This window comes from Vibrio sp. 2092 (assembly GCF_033339635.1).
GTDB classification, from domain to species: Bacteria; Pseudomonadota; Gammaproteobacteria; order Enterobacterales; family Vibrionaceae; genus Vibrio; species Vibrio alginolyticus.
Genome location: NZ_JAWOUY010000013.1, coordinates 18190 through 40094 on the forward strand (window position 1 = coordinate 18190; position 21905 = coordinate 40094).

General features: G+C 43.5%; 18 protein-coding genes. 10 read left to right on the forward strand and 8 right to left on the reverse strand.

Going from position 1 to position 21905, the window contains the following annotated elements; all coding sequences use genetic code 11:
- Positions 1–417: 417 nt before the first annotated feature.
- Positions 418–1848, forward strand: a complete 1431-nt coding sequence (gene ptsG / locus R7P80_RS19730; RefSeq protein WP_005372959.1) for a PTS glucose transporter subunit IIBC — start codon at positions 418–420, stop codon at positions 1846–1848.
- Positions 1849–2061: 213 nt separating this feature from the next.
- The gene (locus tag R7P80_RS19735) at positions 2062–2463 is read left to right on the forward strand and encodes a hypothetical protein (protein WP_053349624.1); all 402 of its coding nucleotides are present in this window, start codon (positions 2062–2064) and stop codon (positions 2461–2463) included.
- A gap of 63 nt (positions 2464–2526) precedes the next feature.
- Here R7P80_RS19735 and R7P80_RS19740 read toward each other — a convergent pair whose 3' ends face one another.
- The 3 genes from R7P80_RS19740 to R7P80_RS19750 form a co-directional block, all read right to left on the reverse strand.
- Entirely contained in the window at positions 2527–2622 is a 96-nt protein-coding gene (locus R7P80_RS19740; RefSeq protein WP_005372963.1) for a MetS family NSS transporter small subunit, read from the reverse strand.
- Positions 2619–4085, reverse strand: coding sequence for a sodium-dependent transporter (locus tag R7P80_RS19745; RefSeq protein ID WP_005372966.1), 1467 nt, complete (start codon positions 4083–4085; stop codon positions 2619–2621). The genes R7P80_RS19740 and R7P80_RS19745 overlap by 4 nt, the downstream gene beginning before the upstream one ends.
- 569 nt (positions 4086–4654) lie before the next feature.
- Complete coding sequence (locus R7P80_RS19750; protein WP_053349626.1) at positions 4655–5245, reverse strand: outer membrane protein; 591 nt, start codon at positions 5243–5245, stop codon at positions 4655–4657.
- A gap of 127 nt (positions 5246–5372) precedes the next feature.
- On the opposite strand from R7P80_RS19750, the gene R7P80_RS19755 reads away from it, so the two are divergent.
- Both R7P80_RS19755 and R7P80_RS19760 read left to right on the forward strand, forming a co-directional pair.
- Complete coding sequence (locus tag R7P80_RS19755; protein ID WP_005372970.1) at positions 5373–5465, forward strand: YnhF family membrane protein; 93 nt, start codon at positions 5373–5375, stop codon at positions 5463–5465.
- Positions 5466–5509: 44 nt separating this feature from the next.
- Complete coding sequence (locus R7P80_RS19760; RefSeq protein WP_005372971.1) at positions 5510–6661, forward strand: patatin family protein; 1152 nt, start codon at positions 5510–5512, stop codon at positions 6659–6661.
- A 108-nt stretch (positions 6662–6769) separates the two neighbouring features.
- Here the strand turns inward: R7P80_RS19760 and pyk are convergent, their stop codons facing one another.
- The gene (gene pyk, locus R7P80_RS19765; RefSeq protein ID WP_025767228.1) at positions 6770–8212 is read right to left on the reverse strand and encodes a pyruvate kinase; all 1443 of its coding nucleotides are present in this window, start codon (positions 8210–8212) and stop codon (positions 6770–6772) included.
- Positions 8213–8622: 410 nt separating this feature from the next.
- On the opposite strand from pyk, the gene R7P80_RS19770 reads away from it, so the two are divergent.
- Both R7P80_RS19770 and R7P80_RS19775 read left to right on the forward strand, forming a co-directional pair.
- Positions 8623–9840, forward strand: a complete 1218-nt coding sequence (locus R7P80_RS19770; protein WP_005372973.1) for an ROK family protein — start codon at positions 8623–8625, stop codon at positions 9838–9840.
- Positions 9841–10203: 363 nt separating this feature from the next.
- Positions 10204–11157: a chemotaxis protein CheV gene (locus R7P80_RS19775; protein WP_005372976.1), complete on the forward strand. Its 954-nt coding sequence runs from the start codon at positions 10204–10206 to the stop codon at positions 11155–11157.
- A gap of 72 nt (positions 11158–11229) precedes the next feature.
- On the opposite strand, the gene R7P80_RS19780 is transcribed toward R7P80_RS19775, so the two are convergent.
- From R7P80_RS19780 to R7P80_RS19795, 4 genes are all read right to left on the reverse strand, one after another.
- A complete protein-coding gene (locus R7P80_RS19780) occupies positions 11230–14304 on the reverse strand; it encodes an error-prone DNA polymerase (protein ID WP_065274706.1) in 3075 nt (1024 codons plus the stop codon).
- 27 nt (positions 14305–14331) lie between these two features.
- Positions 14332–15735: a Y-family DNA polymerase gene (locus tag R7P80_RS19785; protein WP_033905737.1), complete on the reverse strand. Its 1404-nt coding sequence runs from the start codon at positions 15733–15735 to the stop codon at positions 14332–14334.
- A gap of 4 nt (positions 15736–15739) precedes the next feature.
- Positions 15740–16432: a translesion DNA synthesis-associated protein ImuA gene (gene imuA / locus R7P80_RS19790; protein WP_186584799.1), complete on the reverse strand. Its 693-nt coding sequence runs from the start codon at positions 16430–16432 to the stop codon at positions 15740–15742.
- 129 nt (positions 16433–16561) lie between these two features.
- Positions 16562–17308, reverse strand: a complete 747-nt coding sequence (locus tag R7P80_RS19795; RefSeq protein WP_005372980.1) for a YciK family oxidoreductase — start codon at positions 17306–17308, stop codon at positions 16562–16564.
- Positions 17309–17562: 254 nt separating this feature from the next.
- Between R7P80_RS19795 and sohB the strand changes: the two genes are divergently transcribed.
- From sohB to ihfB, 4 genes are all read left to right on the forward strand, one after another.
- Complete coding sequence (gene sohB / locus R7P80_RS19800) at positions 17563–18624, forward strand: protease SohB (protein ID WP_005385819.1); 1062 nt, start codon at positions 17563–17565, stop codon at positions 18622–18624.
- A gap of 208 nt (positions 18625–18832) precedes the next feature.
- The gene (gene cmk / locus R7P80_RS19805) at positions 18833–19513 is read left to right on the forward strand and encodes a (d)CMP kinase (protein WP_021033981.1); all 681 of its coding nucleotides are present in this window, start codon (positions 18833–18835) and stop codon (positions 19511–19513) included.
- 110 nt (positions 19514–19623) lie between these two features.
- Complete coding sequence (rpsA, locus tag R7P80_RS19810) at positions 19624–21294, forward strand: 30S ribosomal protein S1 (protein ID WP_005385817.1); 1671 nt, start codon at positions 19624–19626, stop codon at positions 21292–21294.
- A 213-nt stretch (positions 21295–21507) separates the two neighbouring features.
- Positions 21508–21789 (forward strand): integration host factor subunit beta, encoded by a 282-nt coding sequence (ihfB, locus tag R7P80_RS19815; RefSeq protein ID WP_005385816.1) that lies wholly within the window; start codon positions 21508–21510, stop codon positions 21787–21789.
- Positions 21790–21905: the final 116 nt, after the last annotated feature.

Below are 21905 nucleotides of genomic sequence, written 5' to 3' on the forward strand. Positions count from 1 at the left end.
CTTAGGCTCCTTTTTTGTTGATAAAAACAACAGATACGCTCACGAGTTTAATGTTTACTAAAAATGTTGATTTAATAACATTCAAAAATCACAAATGTAATTTTGTTACTAAAAATAACATTGGGGCGTATTTTATTTACGCCTTAAAATTAATTATATAAATAATTAATTCTTTATAAAACAGTAATATAAGTGCAATGCAAACCTTTTCATCGGCTGTTTTTGGGTGTGATCCAAGACTTGTTTTGAAACTAAATTTCGTAACTGTGTGGAAAGTTTGAGGGTCATCAATATATATTTAGAGCCGGAAAATATAATGCAGTTGTGGTTACATTTTCATTGGGTGCTAACCTTTAGGCTACGGGGGTGTGCCGTTAGTGCCCAAATAATACTTATAAATTTATCAGGAGCATAAACATGTTTAAGAACCTTTTTGCTAACCTGCAAAAAGTTGGTAAGGCTCTGATGCTTCCAGTATCAGTTTTACCAGTTGCAGGTATTTTATTAGGTGTGGGTGCTGCCCATCTAAGCTTTATTCCAGAGATCGTTTCTAATCTTATGGAACAAGCTGGTGGTTCAGTATTCGGCCAAATGGCACTTCTATTTGCAGTAGGTGTAGCGCTAGGCTTCACTAACAACGACGGTGTTGCAGGTCTTGCAGCTATCGTTGGTTACGGCATCATGACGGCAACGCTAGGTGTAATGGCGGGCGTTATGGGTGTTGAGAAAATCGATACAGGTGTACTAGGTGGTATCCTTGTCGGTGGTGTGGCTGCTTGGGCATTCAACCGTTTCTTCAAAATCCAACTTCCAGAGTACCTTGGCTTCTTCGCTGGTAAGCGCGCAGTGCCAATCATCACTGGTTTTGCTGCGATCATCCTAGGTGTTATCCTATCTGTTATCTGGCCACCAATTGGCGGTGCAATTTCTGCATTCTCTGATTGGGCTGCACACCAAAACCCACAGCTAGCATTCGGTATCTACGGTGTTGTTGAGCGTTCTCTAATCCCATTCGGTCTACACCACGTATGGAACGTACCGTTCTTCTTCGAAGCAGGTTCTTGTGTTAACGCTGCCGGTGAAGCTCAAAATGGTGTACTAACTTGTTACCTAGTTGCTGATGAAGCATCTCGTGCTGCTGGTAATGGCTTCGGTCAGCTAGCGGGTGGTTACATGTTCAAGATGTTCGGTCTACCAGCTGCAGCAATCGCAATTGCTCATTGTGCTAAACCAGAAAACCGTGCAAAAGTAATGGGTATCATGGCGTCAGCTGCACTGACTTCATTCCTAACTGGTATTACTGAGCCAATCGAATTCTCATTCCTATTCGTTGCTCCACTACTATACGGTATCCACGCTCTACTAGCTGGTTCTGCATACATCGTTTCGAACACTCTAGGCTTTGTACACGGTACTTCTTTCTCTCACGGTCTGATCGACTTCCTAGTTCTATCTGGTAACGCTCAGAAGATGGTGCTAATGATTGCCGTTGGTCTAGTTTACGCAGTAATTTACTACGTAGTGTTCCGTGGTGTAATCACAGCGCTTGACCTAAAAACACCTGGCCGTGAAGATGAAACGGAAAGTGCAGCTGTAACTTCTGGCTCTGATATGGGCGGTGAACTGGTTGCAGCGTTTGGCGGTAAAGCTAACATTACTGGTCTAGATGCATGTATCACACGTCTACGTGTAGCAGTTGCAGATACAGCTGCTGTTGACCAAGACAAGCTAAAACAACTAGGCGCTGCTGGTGTTGTAGTTGTAGCTGGTGGTGTACAGGCTATCTTCGGTACTAAGTCTGATAACCTAAAAACTGAAATGGATGAGTGGATTCGTAACCACGGTTAATCGCAGTCATTCATAGTAATGCATAAAAGGAGGCTTCGGCCTCCTTTTTTAGTTCCTATTTTATTAACTGACAGTTCCTTTTTTAGTGTGATCCTAAACTCATCTTTACTTTTGTCAGCTTTTTCATACATCGAGCTTACCCATCGTTGACATATTGATACGCCATTATGTTTGAATAGCGAATAATGTTTTTTTGAATAATTGATAACGTGTATGAAGAACAAATTCATTTTATTTTTGGGACTAGTTTCTAGTACGGCAATGGCGGCAAGCGAACCAACGGATCTATCAGTTGGTATGGCTGTCGATCAACAATTAAGTGTTGTTGTAGAGTTAGATAACAAATATCGTGGCATTATCGGAAACGATGGTATGGCGTTTGATTACATCGCTAAGCGTGGAACATTCGATCAAAACATGCCTGTGACTTGGTATGTCGGCGTTGGTGGCTGGTATGAATGGGATGACGAGTTTGGTGTGAGAGTACCACTTGGCGTGAACTGGGATTTATCACGCGGCTGGGACCTTTATGGTCAAATACACCCAGAGCTAGATCTTTACAAAGGTGCTGACTTGCAACTTGGCGGCGCCGTTGGCATCAAGTACAGTTTCTAGAATAAAAGAAACATAAAAAAACGCCGGTAAATACCGGCGTTTTTTGTTTGGAATGCAATACTGTTATTGTTTATCCATGGCTCGCTTGATGCAAACGGCAGCGCCGCCCCAAGTGATACCTAAACCAATAACCATCATAATAATTGCGCTGATTGTCATTTTGCTGTCTCCTTGCGGTTCACTGCGTTGATCACTAGACCAAAGATAAAGAGTGCGGCGATAAGTGCCCAGCCTAAAGTTAGATCATAGCCACCGTAGCCTTCAGTAATTAGGGCGTATAGCTTGGTCGCTAAGATAATGGCGAGCATGATTGGTGTAACGAAGCGTAAGCAGATCTCGAACCATTGACCAACAGAGAAATCAGAGCGCTCGTTAACGTAATTACGTACTTCTGGCACGCGCTTCAATAGCCACGCCATCAAGACAATCTCAACCAGACCACCAACCATGATGCCAACGTTGTTTGCAAAGTGGTCTACTAGATCGAGTAGCAGCAGACCGCCATTGGTAGCAAACGCCATAGAGACAACGAAGCCAATACCAATCACAACATTTGCAGCTTTTTTACGGCTCCACTTCAGCTTGTCGATAATGGCTGAAGTTACGGCTTCCATAATTGAAATATGCGAACTTAGACCAGCAACCACCAGTGCAAAGAAGAACAGTGGACCAAGAATATATGGGGCAGGTAGTAGGTTAATTGCCGCAGGTAAAGTAACAAAAGCCAAGCCAACGCCTGCAGATACCACCTCTGTTAACGGCTTACCTTGCTCTTGAGCCATGTAACCCAATACTGAGAAGATCATGATGCCGGCTAGGATCGAGAAGCCACAGTTGATCAACACGGTCATAAACGCGTTATTCGTTATGTCCGACTTTTCTGGTAGGTAGCTAGAGTAAGCTAGCATGATGGCGAAGCCGATACTTAACGTAAAGAAGATCTGACCATATGCCGCTGCCCATACTTTCACATCCCAAATTTTGCTGAAATCGGGTTCGAACATGTAGTTCACGCCATCTAGAGCTCCTGGCAAGAAAATCATACGTCCGATTAAGAAAATCACCATCAAGAATAGGATTGGCATCATAATTTTAGATGCTCGTTCAATTCCTGATTTCACGCCTTTGGCAATAGCGGTGTAAGTAATTGCCCAAGCAATTACCATGGATAAAGCAATCTTCCATTGAATACTGCCTAAGTCTGTTGGTGAGTTGTCACCTAGCTTTAGGTATTCACTAAAGAAAAATGCGTTGGTATCGGTTCCCCAACCTTGAGTGAACGACAACCCAAAGTAAGAAATCGACCAACCGATAACAGCCACATAGTAAACGGCAATAACTGCAGCCACACCAACTTGGAACCAGCCAAGCCATTCAAATTTAGAATGAATTTTCGCTAGTGTTTTTGGTGCCGAGCCTCGGTATTTTTGTCCCATACTGAACTCAAGGATCATAAATGGAATACCGGCAGTGATCATGGCAAAAATGTAAGGAATAAAAAATGCGCCGCCACCGTTTTCATAGGCCATGTATGGGAAACGCCAAATGTTTCCCAAACCGATAGCAGACCCAACTGCTGCTAAGATGAATCCCGCCCGGGATCCCCATTGTTCTCGCTTCATATTTGACTCCTATAAGACTCCCTGAGGAATGAAGCTCTCTACGTAACACAGTAATAATTGCGCAAACAGTTGGAAGAAAGGACCGCTGTTATCCATCAGCTTTTCTATCCTTAATTCTAACTTTTTATAATTTTATAGAGCTATATTCTGGCTACTGTAAGAGAAAGTAGATTATTAATCTTAAAATTTTGATGTGTGTTTGATAAAACTGAAATATTTATCTGTTTTCACTGATCAGACTAACTTCTAATAATACTTAGCGCAATAGAATCTAAATGTTAATTCAGATGCGTTGTCTGGTTTTAATCTTGTTAAATTTGAGTTTGATTGTGGTTTTGTGTGGGTGGTTGGTTGTTTGTCTGGAATAAATAACTGGGATCTAATAATTGCTTTGGTGTTTAAGACTATTTTGATGAATTAGGGCGTACGGCTATCTTTTGTGCACCTATCTAGATGATGCTTCGTTACTTTGCCAAACAATGGTGTTTAGACGATATCCTTTATCGGCTCTGTGCAGGACTCGTTCAGCGTTCTTTGTGACGAGTCCTACAAAGGAACATGCATAAAAATTAGAAGCGGAAACTAAAACCGACATTTGATTGGAATTGGTTCATCCAATCAGTATCGAACTTAATGATACAGTTTGAGCCGTCATTAGGTAGAGTACAGGCGCCAGATGTATCGTTATCAACGACCGTTCCTAACCATCTCAGTTGGGCCGTTAATGCAAAGTTCTTTGAAAATTCATATTCCAGCCCTGCAAAAGCGCTAGCCGAAAATCCGTATTTTTTGTCTACCCAATCCACATCGGCATAAGAAGCGCCCAAACCTACACCGATATAGGTTTGCCAATTTTCTGCGACAGGATAGTACATGCTGCTTTGGAAGTGCAGATAATGTATATCTGCCGAGTTGGACAGCTTTTCAAGTTCCGTCGATTGATTGGAGTAAAACAATCCGATCCTTCCTTTTTCTAAGGGAGTCTCGACTGAAAGAGCGTAATTCACTGCGGGGTCGAGAGCGTATGTATTACCACTTTCATCCTCTACTTGGCCGCCTCCTGTATAGCCTATGTATGGCGTAACGATGATATTCGCTTGTGCATTGATAGCAGTACTCATCATCATGATTCCTACTAGCCAGCTGAGTTTTTGGTTCATGCCCTATCTCCTTATTATGACTAAGCTAATTGTGATGGGTTAGTCAAAATTGCGCGACTAAATTAAGCAAATCTTGAACATATTTCACACCGGTGTTATTAATTTGTTACATATTAAGGAGGTGTTTATGGAACACGATCTAAAATCCGCATTAATCATTGTGGTGACTGTTTTTGCAGTGCTTTTGTCATTTGGCATCATTGCTATTACAACAGCTTAAGATAACCACTTTTACCAAACGTTTTAACAAAACGGCGTGAGCCTATGATACGTAACAGCGGTATAATCACAGAAAGCCATGCAGAGCTTGATGTAAAAGTTTATGAGCACTTTAGGCATGGTAAAACTGCTTTAGTCACGCAAGGTGGAGGGCAGAGAGGGATTTTTACCGCTGGCGTTTTAGACGCCTTTTTACTTTCCAACTTCGATCCTTTCGATGAATTCTATGGCACCTCTGCCGGAGCACTTAACTTATGTTCTTACTTGTGTCGTCAACATGGCATGGGCAAAGCTTTTATTACCGAGCTGACAACGTCTCCTGAATTTTTTAATCTGTTTCGCTATATCCGAAAGCAGCAGTACTTAGGTTTAGAGTGGGCATTAGAACGGATTCAAGATTTCCCATACAAGCTTGACCTTGATTTAGGTCGCAGCGCATTGGGAAAACGAGGAGCGTTTGCTGCGGTAACGAATATAGAGACGCTATCAGATCAATATCTACCAATCTTGGATGACTCGTGGTTTAACACTATGCTAGCGACATGTGCGATTCCCAAGTTGTACCACGGACCTGTCGACGTAAATGGCAATAAATTTGTTGATGGCGGCGTGTCTGCCTCTATCCCTGTACAAGAAGCGTGGCGTCAGAATGCTCGCAACATTATTGTCATTCGCACAGAGCCGTTTTCAGAGATTGAAGCGAGAGCCCAAAGTGAAGTGGGGGATGTGCCTGTCGAATGGTATCGAGAGTCTATCAACTCAGTACAGCAATCATGGCAGCAAAAAGTGAATCAGTGGAAGCTGGATTGGGCGTCGTTCTTCCAACAAAAAATTAATGCAGCACATCAATCGAAGCTTGCAGGGAAAATGCTGTTAAATGGAGGCCGTTGGTTGTTCGGTGCCGATAACTTGTATCGTTTAAGTCATTTGATTGGTGAGAATTTTGATTCAGGTTTAGCCGACATGCTGATGATTCATTATCAAACATTTGAGCTCACTCAGGCCTTTATATCTGCTCCACCTGACGACACTTTTATTTTACAAGTTGCGCCTAAAGAGGGACTTCGTTCTTCTTCTTTGTTAAGTGACCAAGAGTCACTAGAGCATGACTATCAACTTGGGCTTCAAGCTGGGTTTAACCTAGTTCAACTCTATGACCAGCTGGATGTTGAAATTGATGGTAGAGAGAGTGCATAAACCTTCTTACGTTCACGATGTGCGCAATATACAAAGCATATAAATAAGGCTCCATTTTCGGAGCCTTATTTGCGGGTTCTTGTGGTTAACTCCGGTTAGGTATAACTACTACGCTTGTAGAATGCGCATGCAGTTGGTTGAGCCAACAACATCCATTACATCGCCTTGAGTAATAATGACTAAATCACCTTTGTGCAAGAACCCTTGCTCTTTAAGGCTAGTAATAGCTGCTTGAGCCGTTGGTAAACCCGCATCACTTTTTGACTCGAAATATACAGGTGTCACGCCTCGGTATAATGCTGCTCGATTTAGTGTCGATTCATTCCGTGATAAGGCAAATATTGGCAAGCCAGAGCTTAAGCGAGACATCATCAACGCAGTCCTGCCGGACTCAGTTAACGAGATCATCGCTTTAATTCCTTCCATGTGATTCGCAGAGTACATGGTTGCCATTGCGATGGTTTCTTCAGCGGTTTCGAAGGTTCTATCTAAGCGATAGGTTGATAGACTTGCCTCCGACATTTTTTCTGCCCCCACACATACTTCGGCCATGGATTTGACCGTTTCTACAGGATATTTACCTGCAGCAGTCTCTCCAGACAGCATCACCGCGTCAGTGCCGTCTAGAACCGCATTGGCTACATCCATCACTTCAGCACGCGTTGGCATTGGGCTAGTAATCATGGATTCCATCATTTGTGTCGCAGTAATCACGATACGGTTTAAACTGCGTGCGCGGCGAATCAGTTTTTTCTGGACACCAATGAGCTCAGGGTCACCGATTTCTACACCAAGGTCACCACGTGCAACCATCACTACATCGGATGCGAGAATAATGTCGTCAATAGACTCATTGGTCGCGACGGTTTCTGCTCGTTCGACTTTAGCCACTAACATGGCTTCAAGGCCTGCATCTCTGGCTAAGCGTCGAGCGTAATGCATGTCTTCGCCGTTACGCGGGAATGAAATAGCAAGGTAGTCTACTTGAATTGCTGCGGCGGTAAGAATGTCGGCTTTATCTTTCTCTGTGAGCGCATCCGCTGACAATCCGCCGCCTTTTTTGTTGATCCCTTTATTGTTGGACAGTGGGCCACCGACAATCACACGGGTATGAACTTTATTACCCTCTACTGTAGTAACTTGCAGCTGAACGCGTCCATCATCGAGTAATAAAATGTCATTTGGTGAAACATCTTGCGGTAGTTCTTTATAATCTAACCCTACAGATTCTTGATTGCCTTCACCTTTTGGTAAATCACTATCTAATGTGAATTTATCGCCCACATTCAAAATGACTTGGCCGTCTTTAAACGTTGATACACGGATTTTAGGGCCTTGTAAGTCACCAAGAATTGCAACCTGACGCCCAAGTCTTGCTGCAATGGTACGGACTTTGTTCGCACGTTGAATGTGGTCTTCACTGGTTCCATGTGAAAAATTCATACGGACAACGTTTGCACCGGCTTTGATGATCTCCTCAAGTATATTGTCCTTATCCGTTGAAGGACCCAGCGTAGTGACAATTTTTGTTCGTCTTAATTTGGAAGTCATAGATTCTCCGATGAATGTGTGTGTAAAGGTAACTTGAACTCTATCCTTACTTTACGCAATCGCTCTCAAGGTTAGCCTCGTTGCTGAGCCCACACCTTAAAGCTACTTGAATATAAGTATATGCACAGAATGTTTACATTAAGAGTAACCCCGGTAAAACAGACAGATATTCGACAGGCAATGGCCTTATTGATAAAAATGCGCTGCTTTAAAGGCACTACTTCATAATTTAGTGAATAAAAATAAGTTATTTTTCAAACAATTTAACAGGAGTAGATTCTTCGTTATTTGATTGAATACACAAACAAACAGGTTTATACGTGATGCTTGTCACGGGGATTTATTAATTCACTTCACAATTAGTTCGCAAAGTAAAAAAATTGTCCCGTTATAGAATTTCGGAGTGCAAGATGTACATGGCTCAACCGGGCCATATTGATCATATCAAACAGGTCAATGCTGGTCGTGTATATAAACTAATTGACCTAAAAGGTCCTATTTCTCGAATTGATTTGTCCAAGCAGAGTGAGCTTGCTCCTGCTAGTATCACCAAAATCACTCGAGAATTAATTGAAGCGCACTTGATTCATGAAACGACAGTACAAGAAGCGACGAGTCGTGGTCGACCTGCTGTCGGTTTGCAGGTCAATAATGAAGGCTGGCAATTTTTGTCAATGCGTTTGGGGCGGGGTTATTTAACCATTGCTTTGCATGAGTTAGGCGGTGATGTACTGATCGATACTAAAATCGAGATACACGAGCTTGACCAAGACGATGTGCTTGAGCGCCTGCTTTACGAAATTGATGAATTTTTTCAGACTTACGCGGATCAACTGGATCGGGTTACCAGTATTGCCCTTACACTGCCTGGTCTCGTGAACTCAGAGCAAGGTGTCGTTTTGCAGATGCCTCATTACAATGTCGAAAATCTTGCTCTTGGACCAGAGATATACAAAGCAACAGGCTTGCCAGTTTTCATTGCCAATGACACGCGAGCTTGGGCATTAGCAGAAAAGCTTTTTGGTCATTCTCAAGATAATGACAACTCCGTTCTTATCTCTATCCACCACGGTTTAGGTGCGGGCATCATTCTGGATGGGCGCGTTTTGCAAGGCCGTCACGGTAACATTGGTGAACTCGGGCATATTCAAATTGACCCAAATGGAAAACGTTGTCATTGCGGCAATATTGGCTGTTTGGAAACCGTTGCCAGTTCTCAGGCAATTCGTGAAGAAGTCGTAAGACGAATCGCTGATGGCGAAGACTCTATTCTTGCTAAACAAGAAGAAATGAGTATTGAGAGCATTTGTGAAGCCGCTGCAAACGGTGATCCTTTGGCCGTCGATGTGATTGAAAAACTTGGAGGCTACTTAGGCTCTGCAATTGCTATTGTGATCAACTTATTTAACCCTGAGAAAATCTTGATCGGTGGTGTGATTAACCAAGCAAAAGATGTGCTTTATCCTGCGGTTCGTCGCTGTATCGAAGAGCAGAGTTTACCTGTTTATCACCAAGATCTTGAGCTGGTGGAGTCTCGTTTCTATAAGCAAGCCACAATGCCTGGTGCCGCGTTGATTAAGCAAGCGTTGTACGATGGTCAACTATTGATGAAGGTTGTGGAAGGTTAAGTACTTTTTAACATGATGATGTGCCTGGCTGTTGAGACTGCATTTGTAGGTGATTTAGGGTGAGACTTAACGGCTCACCCTTTTTGATCGCCTATTACTAGAAAGGGAATTTGAGTTATGTTGCATTGCTATATCTGCGCCATTCATGTAATTTCCTAAAAAGCTCAAGTAAATAAACAAAATGGCTTTCAATGTGCTGCGTGACTTTGCGTCTGATGCAAAGAGAAGTAATACGCTAAAACTGTTGTACTTTAAAGCTGTGCTCGAAAAGCCAAATATTTTAAGGTTATTTGGTTATATAACCTTGCTGTGTCTGTACTGATTTCGAGTAAAATAAGAATTATCCATAATTTAGGTAGTAGTATGTCCGGAGTGTTAAATACGGTTGACCAGCGTACAAACTTGGTTGGTGAAAATCGACTAGAGCTTCTGCTGTTCACTTTAAATAGTCGCCAATTATTTGCGATTAATGTGTTCAAAGTGAAAGAGGTCATCAAGCTTCCGCCGTTAACCAAGCTCCCAGGATCGCACTACAATATTCGTGGGGTTGCTTCTCTACGAGGTGAAGCGGTACCAGTGATTGATTTACGAGGCGCAATTGGTTTTCCTGCTTTACGTGGTGAAGCGGAAGAAGAAAATTTGATCGTGACAGAGTACAACCGCACGGTGCAGGGCTTCTTAGTCGGTCCGGTTAAAAACATTATTAATACGGCATGGACTGAAATTCAGCCGCCTCCTTCCACGTCTGGTCGCTCGAATTACCTCACGGCTATCACGCAAATCAAAGAGGGGGATGCCTCTCAAATTGTCGAAATTATTGACGTTGAAAAAGTTTTAGCAGAGATCGTGCATTACGACGTGACTATCTCGGAGGACATTCTCGATCAAGAATTGGCCCAAGCAATGGTCGGGCGTAATGTTCTGATTGTGGATGATTCCTCTACAGCTCGTAATCAAGTTCGCGATACGCTTTCTCAATTAGGTATGAATATCATCGAGTGCCGTGACGGGCTAGAAGCGTTAACGGTTTTAAAACGTTGGTGTGATGAAGGTAAAGATGTAGAAAAAGAGCTATTGATGATGATTACGGATGCTGAAATGCCTGAAATGGACGGTTATAAACTGACCCATGAAGTGCGCCAAGATCCACGTATGTCTAAGTTGTTTATCACATTGAACACTTCTCTGAGCGGTAGTTTTAATGAAGCCATGGTACAAAAAGTAGGTTGTGATCGTTTTATCTCTAAATTCCAACCAGATCTGTTGGTTGAAGTTGCTCAAGACCGGTTACGCCAGATGCTTTCTAAAAGTGCATGATTAGATCTAGTGAAATCAGAGGGAGCGCACCTCTCTCTGATTTTTAACATTTCTCTCCTTAATTCCTCTGTACTAATGGAAATCCCGAGATTTACTTTGTAGATTGTTCAAGTAGTGCGTGCAATCAATCAACTTACCAGCAATGACGTGCGTGACTTCTCCCTCTCTTTCAAGAATGCCTTTCACCATTAATACTTTAGCGCCTAAATACGCTTGCTTTTGGGCTCGTGCTGTAGCTTGCCAAACGACCACATTAATGTTGCCCGTGTCATCTTCTAACGTAAAAAATGTCACGCCAGCGGCGGTGCCTGGAGATTGTCTTCCTGTTACCACACCTACCACTGTGACCAGTGACTTATGCGGTTTCTCTGTCAGTTGCCTCATGCGGGTAAAGTGAGGGAGTTTGCCCGTTTCTTCTAATAATTTAATTGGATGGCGGCTAAGAGATAGTCCCGTGCTTGCGTAATCCTCAATTAAATTTTCATATTCAGAGGGTTGAGTCTGGTAGCTAACATTGGGTTCTTCGACCTTGTGAAACAATGGTAGGTCAGATAAGGAATCCATTGCTGCCCAGCGAGCGTTATAACGATTTCCCGATAAGGCCTGAAATGCATTGGCTGAAGCCAATAATTCAATGTCACTTCGGCTTCTTAATATCTGCTTTACTTCTTGAATCGATCGGTAACCATTAAGTGGTTTGCGCTCAATAAGCCTTTGTGCGCTTTCTGCGTTAAAGCCTTTCACCAAGCGAAAACCAAGTTGCACGCCGAGCCTGCCATTCGGACGTGAGACGAGATGATGTTGATATTTTGAATGATTGACGCACACCGGCAATACTTCGACGCCATGTCGGCGAGCATCTTGTACTAATTGCGATGGGCTATAAAATCCCATTGGTTGGCTGTTCAATAATGCAGTGTAAAATTCGGCTGGGTAATAATATTTTAACCATGCAGAACAATATGCCAGCACTGCGAAAGACGCTGAATGACTTTCAGGGAAGCCGTACTCACCAAAGCCGCAAATCTGATCGAAAATGCGCTCAGCAAACGCTAAGTCATAACCTCTCTCTTGCATACCATTGATCAGTTTTGGTCTGAATTTAGCGAGATCGCCATTCTTTTTCCATGATGCCATCGCTCGACGGAGTTGATCGGCCTCGCCGCCGCTAAACCCTGCGGCTACCATGGCTAGCTTGATGACTTGCTCTTGGAAAATAGGGACGCCCATAGTCCGCTCCAGAACGCTTTTTACTTCTTCCGATGGATAACTGACAGGCTCTTTGTGATCTCGTCGTTTTAAAAAAGGATGCACCATATCACCCTGAATAGGGCCTGGACGAACAATTGCAATTTGAATCACTAAGTCGTAATAACAAGCAGGCTTTAGGCGAGGAAGCATGCTCATTTGTGCACGAGATTCAATTTGGAATACGCCTATCGTGTCGGCTTTTTGGATCATGCGGTACACGTGTGGATCATCTTGTCGGCGAGTGATCTCGGAAATCGAGAGGGATCGCTGGTGATGTTTCTCGACCAGTTGAAAGCACTTTTTGATGGCGTTTAACATGCCGAGTGCGAGTACATCGACTTTTAGTAGCTTCAAGCTTTCTAAATCGTCTTTATCCCATTGAATGATAGTGCGATCTTCCATCGAGGCATTTTCAACAGGTACCAACTCATATAAAGGGCCAGATGAAATTACAAAGCCACCTACGTGCTGAGATAAATGGCGTGGGAAGCCAATGATCTCGTTGACCAATTGGATAAACTGCTGCCCTTTGAGAGATTCTGGTTGTAAGCCAAGTTCAATAATTTGAGCTTGCCAGCCTTGGCTGCGATCTCGGCGATTAACGTTCTTAATGAAAAAATCTAATTGGGTCTCTTCAATCCCTAGTGCTTTACCGACTTCACGCACGGCACTTTTAAAGCGATAGCTGATCACTGTTGCAGCAAGTGCTGCACGCTCACGACCATATTTTTTGTAAATATACTGGATAACTTCTTCACGGCGCTCGTGTTCAAAGTCCACATCAATATCCGGCGGTTCCTTACGTTCTTTACTGATAAATCGTTCGAATAAGACAGCGATTTGTCGAGGATCGACGGCGGTAATTTCCAGGCAATAACACACTACAGAGTTTGCAGCGGAACCTCGCCCTTGGTAAAGAATACCTTGCTGTTTCGCAAACATTACGATGTCGTGAATAGTAAGGAAGTAGTAGTGGTATTTAAGCTCTTGAATAAGCGCCAGTTCATTCTCGATGGTTTGATTGACTTCTGCTGGCACGCCTTCAGGAAAACGCAGCTTTTTACCACGTTCGACCAACATACGTAAGTAAGAGTCGGGTGTATAACCATCTGGGATCAGCTCGGTAGGATATTCGTATTTTAAATCGGAGAGCTTAAACTCGCATAAATCGGCGATGTAAGTACTTTCTTCCAGCCATTCTGGTTTGTAAATCCGAATCAACTTTTTAAAAGGACGAAGCGCTCGCTCAGTATTCGAAATACGGTCAAAACCGAGTTTATCGACGCTACACCCATGTTTTATAGCAGTAAGTACATGCTGTAATGGCAAGCGTTCAACGTCATGCATGAGAACGCCTCCGCAGGCAGTTATAGGTAATTGAAATTCATGTGCTAACTGCTCGCAGTGCGCAATGTACTCAGTATCGTTGTTACTCAAATGGCGCTGAATCGCTACCCACAAACGATTAGCGTGGTGTTGATTGAGCCAGCGCCCCCAATAGTGATCACTCTCTTGATGTGTGGGCAGCCACAATACCAAACAATGTCGAACCGACATCAAATCCCATTCGAACAGTTGATAGTTGCCTTTTTCACTGCGTCTCCTTGCGTTTGTGATGATACGACACAACTCGGCATAAGCCTTGCGACAAGGGCAAAGCAGTACGATTTGGCATTCATCATTTAACCAAAACATACTTCCAACGATTTGTTTGATATCGAGTTTATGTTGTTCGATGGTCGTATGGGCTTTGACAACGCCCGCGACTGAACATTCATCCGTTATAGCTAGAGCTTGATAGCGATAGAAAGCAGCTTGGAGTACCAGCTCTTCTGCATGAGAAGCCCCAGTCAAAAAAGAGAAGTTAGACTGACAAAATAGTTCCGCGTAACTCATAATGACCCAACAAAAATAACTGTCGATTTAACAAAAATAGCCATGAAGAAACCAGTGCTTGTGCTGATCGCGAAATATCCATAACCAGCGGCCTTGCTTGGTGTGTGCAATGTAGTAATCACGCATGATCTCATCACCATCCCACCACCCAGAAACTATTCGCTCAGGTCCGTGGACCAAAGAAACTTGCTCTTGCAATACAATGGGAGTCGGTAATTGCATTGCTGGGCGTAGTATGGATGGTATGGCGTGCCCCTTTTCATCCGGAGCATCAGCAGGGCGATACTGACTGGCCTTTTCTGGTCTAGGATCGCAAGCAATATTGGGTTTTAAAACGGCACTTTTTCCCAATTTAGCTTGCAGTAAAGAGAGCAGCTCTAAAGCATTCATGTTTCCTTTCTGCCCAGCAAAGAGATCGCGTGATGCACTAAGAGGCTCACCTTGACGGATGACTTTTAACGTTAGCCCTGTGACTGGGCCATTAAGCGAGAGTGATTCTAAGCTTAAACTCGCTAACTGTTGCCAACGTTGACATAGGTAATCACCTTGCGCAGAAGTGAGTTGAAGGTGTTGCTCTTGTTTCTCACGCTGGTGGAGTGTTAAACACAGTTCAAAAGCGACCTTATCTCTTAATTTTAGAAAGGTTTCGAGTTGACGAAGTAATTTGGTCAACGGCTTTTTAATCCACTGAACGTTTTCGATCTCAAACAAGAGCTCTAAATAAACTTGGAAGGATTCGGTAGGGTGATAAAAGTCGACAGGGTGTTTAAACTGCCCAGTCAGTCGACCAACGTAGTTCACCAAATCGATATCAAAGCGTCGTGCGATGTCTTGCAATGGCAGTTCAAGCAGGTTTTGCAATGTGGTGACGCCTACACGTTGTAACTTCTCTACGGTAGCGTTTGATAAATCTGTCAGTTTTAACGGTAGTGGTGATAAAGCTTTTTGTATGGCAGATTTGTCTTCACTGATGACGTTCGCTCCTGATATTGCCATCAATTTGGCAGCAAAAGGCGAAAAACCACATCCGAATTGAAAACTCAGTTTCAGCTCCGATAAGTGAGCTCTGACTTTATTCCAATAGTTTTCAAGCCCTTCATACAGAGCGAGCATTGGAGTAGCACGCAGCAAAATACCTTGGTTTGGCATCAACACAACGTCAGATGTGATCAAATACAGCCATTGAGCAATTTCTTGTAACTTGCTCAATTCGGTGTGCGGATGATAAGGATGCACTTGTAAATCTCGACACAAGGACGCAGCACTGCCTAGGCCCATACCAGGCTTAATGCCTTGTTGTTCGGCAATCTCGTTGTATTGAAGAATCTGGCAACGTTGGCTTTCGACAATCACCACGGGTTGTTCTTGGTTATCACCAAAGAGTGCGTCTAGCTGCAGGCGAGGGAAGTGCAAGTAAATCCACAGAGCCATATCACTAACCTTGGTTCGCCAGTGGGAAATTGACCACAGTCGAGTGCACAGTTTCAGATGATGGTTTCACCAGTTGCGGGTAATGGTGTTGGAAGCCGATACTAACGCTACCTCTATTCCAGCCTCCTTTCCTTTTCAGCACTTCAACATTAATCCCTTGCTCGTCGCCTTTCAGTTTTAAACTGAGTGACACAGGCAAAGACAAGCGGTTGATAGTATCTGTTTTAAGCATAAAGAGAGGGCAACTCCCTTGTTCACTTGCTACCTGTAAGCGTTTCACTTGATGTATTTCAAGCTCTTCTTGCCATAACAAAACATTACTGCATACCCCACTTTTCAGACATTGCTCTGCAGCCCAAAGAGCATCTTTGGGGTGAGTTGGAGTAACAACCCACACTTGGTTTATATCCAACCCGATGTAGTGTAAAAACAGAGAATTCACTAGCGCAGGTGGTTGAATAAATGCGGTCATACCATTGGTCTGAGTGGCTTTTAAATAGGGAGCGAGCAAACGCAATTCACCAATACTACCAATAGATTCCATCTCCACTACGCCATGAGGTGGAAAGCCTCCGCCGAGCAAATCATCTAATTCAGAAAAACCGGAACTAGTCTGCAACTGCTGAGGATCTGCTTTCGTTAAATTTGCTTGCCAAACAAGGTGTTGGCTTTTTAAGTTCTGAATAATATCTTGCATAATAAATACCTGTATATATGTACAGTATATTTCTGTGGGAGAAAGTCGCAAGATTTTTATGAAGAGAGAAATGAAAAAAGGCAGCGTTTGCTGCCTTTTCAATCGATTATGTGAGGTAACCTGAATGAGTTATTTACGCTTCGGTTGAGCGTCGATGCACTGACCGTTCACATCGGTAACCGCAGGATCCATTAAGTGCAAATATAGCGGCATGATATCCAGTGGCGTTTTGAGAGTATTCGCATCTTCACCCGGATATGCTTTTTCACGCATGCGAGTACGAGTGGCACCAGGGTTAATTGCGTTAACGCGGATCGGTGTATCACTCAGCTCGTCAGCTAAAACTTGCATCATGCCTTCTACGGCAAATTTAGAGATAGCGTATGGCCCCCAGAATGCGCGGCCAGAGTGGCCGACGGTTGAAGAGGTAAAGATAATACGCCCAGCTTCTGATTTACGCATCACAGGCAGTAATGCTTGAGTCATTAGCACTTCGGCTTTCACGTTGATCTGCATGATATCGTCGAAGTCTTCCTCTTTGATTTGATCAAATGGACACAGCGAACTCAAGACACCTGCGTTGTGTAATAGACCATCCAAGCGACCAAACTGTCCTTCGATTGTCTCTGCCATATCAATGTAATTCTGCTGAGTTGCACCCTTGAGATCCAATGGAATGATAGCAGCTTGTGGATAGCCAGCAGCTTCAATCTCATCATAGATAGATTCAAGGTTTTGCACATTTCTACCCAAGAGAATAACAGTTGCACCGTGCTCGGCATAAGAAAGCGCGGCTTGACGGCCGATGCCATTACCAGCGCCAGTAACAAGAATGACTTTACCTTTTAGAGCATCAGCTGAAACGGAGTAGTTCACGGCGATAAATCCTTATTATTGTAAGAGGGTCCATGATAGTTAATTGACGCTAAAAAACGCCTGTTTCTCAATGGAAAATCTTGGTAATCGTGACAAGATGGTTACAATACACCAATTCATGTGTTATACCAATTCCAGAACTTTCGTTAGGTATGCTATCAATCAGAACAAGTGGTTACAAACCGCGCTGCCTTCTCGCTGATGTTTCTGCGTAACATACTAACGTCATCTGAAATGAGATAAAGGAGCTCTCGTTGGAATTTTTATTAGATTATGGTCTGTTTCTGGCCAAAATTATCACGGTGGTTGCTGCGATAATTGTTCTGCTCATTATTGCAAAATCGGCTGGTGGCAAATCGGGTGCGGCGAAAGGGGAGTTAGAGATTACCAACCTTTCAGAGCAACACAAACAATCTGTTGAGCAGTTAGAGCATCATTTGCATGACGATGCTTTCATCAAGGCTCGAGATAAAGCCGTCAAGAAAGAAGAAAAAGAGAAGAACAAATCTCGCGAGAAAGAAATCAAACAAGCGAGCAAAGACGGTTCATTAGATAGCAAGCGTGAACCACACCTATTTGTTCTTGATTTCAACGGTAGCATAGACGCAAAAGAAGTCGCGTCTCTACGTGAAGAAATCACCGCTATTTTGGCTGTCGCACGTGAAGGTGATGAAGTGTTACTTCGCTTAGAGTCTGGCGGTGGTATGGTTCATGGTTACGGCCTTGCCTCTTCTCAACTGGACCGAATCAAAGCTGCGGGTCTTCCTCTGACCATCTCTGTTGACAAAGTTGCGGCAAGTGGCGGTTACATGATGGCATGTGTAGCAGATAAAATTGTTTCTGCACCATTTGCAATTGTGGGTTCTATTGGCGTTATCGCACAGATTCCTAACTTCAACAAACTGTTGAAGAAACATGACATTGAGTACGAACAACTAACAGCGGGTGAATATAAACGCACGCTAACGATGTTCGGTGAGAATACCGATAAAGCGCGCGATAAGTTTAAGCAAGAACTTGAAGAAACACATGTCTTGTTTAAAGACTTCATCCGTGAGCGTCGTCCTAGTTTGGACCTAGACAAAGTAGCCACTGGTGAGCACTGGTTCGGCACACAAGCGAAAGAGCTTGGTTTGGTGGATGACATTAGTACATCTGATGATATCGTTGTTGCGGCATGCAAAGATAAAACTGTACTTTCTGTGCATTATGTACAAAAGAAAAAACTGGCCGACAAGCTAGCAGGTGTGGCGGGTAAAGTCGCTGATAGTGTGATTTTAAAGTTAGCTGAGCGTGGTCAAAAGCCGATTGTTTAATCGAGCTTAAGTTCATGACATTTAAAACGGCGAGGGCGGAAGCTCTCGCCGTTTTTGTTGAACTTTATGTTTATTGATGAATCCAATTACGCATTAGGTGTAATGCTTTACACGACATTTTTCCTCGCTCCAAAGACTGATTACCCGTATAATGTGCGCCTCGAAAACCGAGCAAATTGCTGAAAAGAAACTATTGGTGGAGAAGAACATGTCCTCTCAAACTCCGGTTGTAACCGTAGATGGACCTAGTGGTGCAGGTAAAGGCACTTTATGTATGTTGCTGGCGAAAAAGTTGGGTTTCCAACTCTTAGATTCTGGCGCAATTTATCGTGTACTTGCACTCGCTGCGATTCACCACGGTGTCGACACCGAGTCAGAAGATGCTCTTGTCCCACTAGCAACACACCTAGACGTTCAATTTATCGCGGAAGGTGACTTAGTTAAGGTCATTCTAGAAGGCGAAGATGTGTCAGGGGAGCTTCGTAAAGAAGAAACGGGTATGGCAGCATCTAAAGTTGCGGCTTTGCCACGTGTTCGTGAAGCATTACTACGTCGTCAGCGTGCATTTGAGACCGCTCCGGGTCTGGTTGCTGATGGTCGTGATATGGGCACAATTGTATTCCCGAGTGCGCAAGCAAAAATCTTCCTTGATGCGAGTGCTGAAGAGCGTGCAAATCGACGCCTTAAACAGTTGCAAGAGAAAGGGTTAGATGTTAGATTTGCTGACCTTTTAAGCGAGATCCAAGAGCGTGACGACCGAGATCGTAACCGCCCAGTGGCGCCATTACGCCCTGCTGAGGATGCGCTTGTGCTAGATTCTACGTCGATGACTATCGACGAAGTAGTAGAAAAGGCACTACAATATATCGAATCGAAGCTAGCTGAGTAATAATACTCGACTAGGCTAAGAGCGTTGGTCGCAAGGATGATGACTGGCGAATTTAATAACCCCATGCGGTAGGATACCCGTGGAAGTTTAATTTATTGAAGATTAATTAAATGACTGAATCTTTTGCTCAACTCTTTGAAGAGTTTCTAAACGAAACAGAATTCCAACAAGGCAGCATCGTTAAAGGTACTGTAGTAGCTATCGAGAACGGTTTCGTTCTTGTTGACGCTGGTCTTAAGTCTGAATCTGCTATCCCTGCTGAACAGTTCAAGAACGCTGCTGGCGAACTTGAAGTTGAAGTTGGCGCTGAAGTAGACGTAGCTCTAGACGCTGTTGAAGATGGTTTCGGTGAAACTCAACTTTCTCGTGAGAAAGCTAAGCGTCACGAAGCTTGGATCGTACTTGAGAAAGCTTACGAAGAAGCTGAAACTGTTGTTGGTATCATCAACGGTAAAGTTAAAGGCGGTTTCACTGTTGAACTAAACGGTATCCGTGCTTTCCTTCCTGGCTCTCTAGTAGACGTACGTCCAATCCGCGACACTGCTCACCTAGAAAACAAAGAGCTAGAGTTCAAAGTTATCAAACTTGACCAAAAACGTAACAACGTAGTTGTTTCACGTCGTGCAGTTATCGAATCAGAGAACAGCGTTGAGCGTGACGAGCTTCTAGAAACTCTACAAGAAGGTTCTGAAGTTAAAGGTATCGTTAAGAACCTTACTGACTACGGTGCGTTCGTTGACCTAGGTGGCGTTGACGGTCTTCTACATATCACTGATATGGCTTGGAAGCGCGTTAAGCACCCATCTGAAATCGTTAACGTTGGTGACGAGATCCAAGTTAAAGTTCTTAAGTTCGACCGTGAGCGTACTCGCGTATCACTAGGTCTTAAGCAACTAGGCGAAGATCCATGGGTAGCAATCGCTAAGCGTTACCCAGAAGGTCACAAACTAACTGGTCGCGTAACTAACCTAACTGACTACGGCTGCTTCGTTGAAATCGAAGAAGGCGTTGAAGGTCTAGTTCACGTTTCAGAAATGGATTGGACTAACAAGAACATCCACCCTTCTAAAGTTGTTAATGTTGGCGACGAAGTTGAGGTTATGGTTCTTGAAATCGACGAAGAACGTCGTCGTATCTCTCTAGGTCTGAAACAGTGTAAAGCTAACCCATGGCAGTCATTCGCTGAAGCACAAGCTAAAGGCGACAAAGTTACTGGTAAGATCAAGTCTATCACTGACTTCGGTATCTTCATCGGTCTAGAAGGCGGCATCGACGGTCTAGTTCACCTATCTGACATTTCTTGGAATGTTGCTGGCGAAGAAGCTGTACGTGAGTACAAGAAAGGCGACGAGATCTCTGCAGTTGTTCTAGCAGTAGACGCTGAGCGTGAGCGCATCTCTCTAGGCATCAAGCAAATGGAAAATGACCCATTCAATGCTTACGTTGCTGACAACAAGAAAGGTGTTCTAGTTAACGCTACTGTAACTGCTGTTGACGCTAAAGGCGCTACTGTTGAAATCGCAGAAGGCGTTGAAGGTTACATCCGTGCTTCTGAAGTATCACGCGATCGCGTAGAAGATGCTTCTCTAATCCTAAGCGCTGGTGATGTTGTTGAAGCGAAGTTCACAGGTGTAGACCGTAAGAACCGCGTAATCAACCTATCTATCAAAGCTAAAGACGAAGCTGACGAGCAAGAAGCAATGGCATCTATCAACAAGCAAGATGACAATGCATTCGGTAACGCAATGGCTGACGCTTTCAAAGCTGCTAAAGGCGAATAATATACTCGCTTAAGCAAAAAAGGAGCCGCAAGGCTCCTTTTTTATATTTGGTCATATTTAAGTAGTAATACTAATGACAGTAAACTATCTTAATAAAAGGCATTTCTTCATTGCGCATTTTGCATAAAATTTGTCTAGAATTGTCAGCAAGTGTTTGTTGGAATTAGTATTACTTACTATAATAAGTGATAAAGATACTCAAAGAGGGCAACTATGACTAAGTCTGAACTGATTGAAAGACTCTGCGCTGAGCAAACACACTTATCAGCGAAAGAGGTAGAGGATGCTGTAAAAGATATTTTAGAGCACATGGCCTCTACACTAGAGAGCGGTGACCGTATCGAGATCCGTGGCTTTGGTAGTTTTTCTCTTCATTACCGCGAGCCTCGCGTAGGTCGTAACCCTAAAACGGGCGATAAAGTGGAATTGGAAGGTAAATACGTTCCACATTTCAAACCTGGTAAAGAACTTCGTGAGCGTGTAAATATTGGTTAATGCACTCTTATTAGTTTGAAAAAAGCGGCATACGTTTGTGTATGCCGCTTTTTTGTAATGTATCCAAGTTAGTCATACATCCAAGATCGTTTACTAATCTAATTGTGGATTCAGCT

Excerpts from the sequence above, each read along its gene's own strand:
- R7P80_RS19745 (WP_005372966.1), bottom strand. The coding sequence starts at position 4,085 with ATGAAGCGAGAACAATGGGGATCCCGGGCGGGATTCATCTTAGCAGCA.
- R7P80_RS19775 (WP_005372976.1), top strand. The coding sequence starts at position 10,204 with ATGTCCGGAGTGTTAAATACGGTTGACCAGCGTACAAACTTGGTTGGT.
- R7P80_RS19785 (WP_033905737.1), bottom strand. The coding sequence starts at position 15,735 with ATGGCTCTGTGGATTTACTTGCACTTCCCTCGCCTGCAGCTAGACGCA.
- R7P80_RS19780 (WP_065274706.1), bottom strand. The coding sequence starts at position 14,304 with ATGAGTTACGCGGAACTATTTTGTCAGTCTAACTTCTCTTTTTTGACT.
- R7P80_RS19755 (WP_005372970.1), top strand. The coding sequence starts at position 5,373 with ATGGAACACGATCTAAAATCCGCATTAATCATTGTGGTGACTGTTTTT.
- ptsG (WP_005372959.1), top strand. The coding sequence starts at position 418 with ATGTTTAAGAACCTTTTTGCTAACCTGCAAAAAGTTGGTAAGGCTCTG.
- R7P80_RS19740 (WP_005372963.1), bottom strand. The coding sequence starts at position 2,622 with ATGACAATCAGCGCAATTATTATGATGGTTATTGGTTTAGGTATCACT.
- cmk (WP_021033981.1), top strand. The coding sequence starts at position 18,833 with ATGTCCTCTCAAACTCCGGTTGTAACCGTAGATGGACCTAGTGGTGCA.
- imuA (WP_186584799.1), bottom strand. The coding sequence starts at position 16,432 with ATGCAAGATATTATTCAGAACTTAAAAAGCCAACACCTTGTTTGGCAA.
- R7P80_RS19750 (WP_053349626.1), bottom strand. The coding sequence starts at position 5,245 with ATGAACCAAAAACTCAGCTGGCTAGTAGGAATCATGATGATGAGTACT.
- R7P80_RS19760 (WP_005372971.1), top strand. The coding sequence starts at position 5,510 with ATGATACGTAACAGCGGTATAATCACAGAAAGCCATGCAGAGCTTGAT.
- ihfB (WP_005385816.1), top strand. The coding sequence starts at position 21,508 with ATGACTAAGTCTGAACTGATTGAAAGACTCTGCGCTGAGCAAACACAC.
- pyk (WP_025767228.1), bottom strand. The coding sequence starts at position 8,212 with ATGACTTCCAAATTAAGACGAACAAAAATTGTCACTACGCTGGGTCCT.
- R7P80_RS19770 (WP_005372973.1), top strand. The coding sequence starts at position 8,623 with ATGTACATGGCTCAACCGGGCCATATTGATCATATCAAACAGGTCAAT.
- rpsA (WP_005385817.1), top strand. The coding sequence starts at position 19,624 with ATGACTGAATCTTTTGCTCAACTCTTTGAAGAGTTTCTAAACGAAACA.
- R7P80_RS19735 (WP_053349624.1), top strand. The coding sequence starts at position 2,062 with ATGAAGAACAAATTCATTTTATTTTTGGGACTAGTTTCTAGTACGGCA.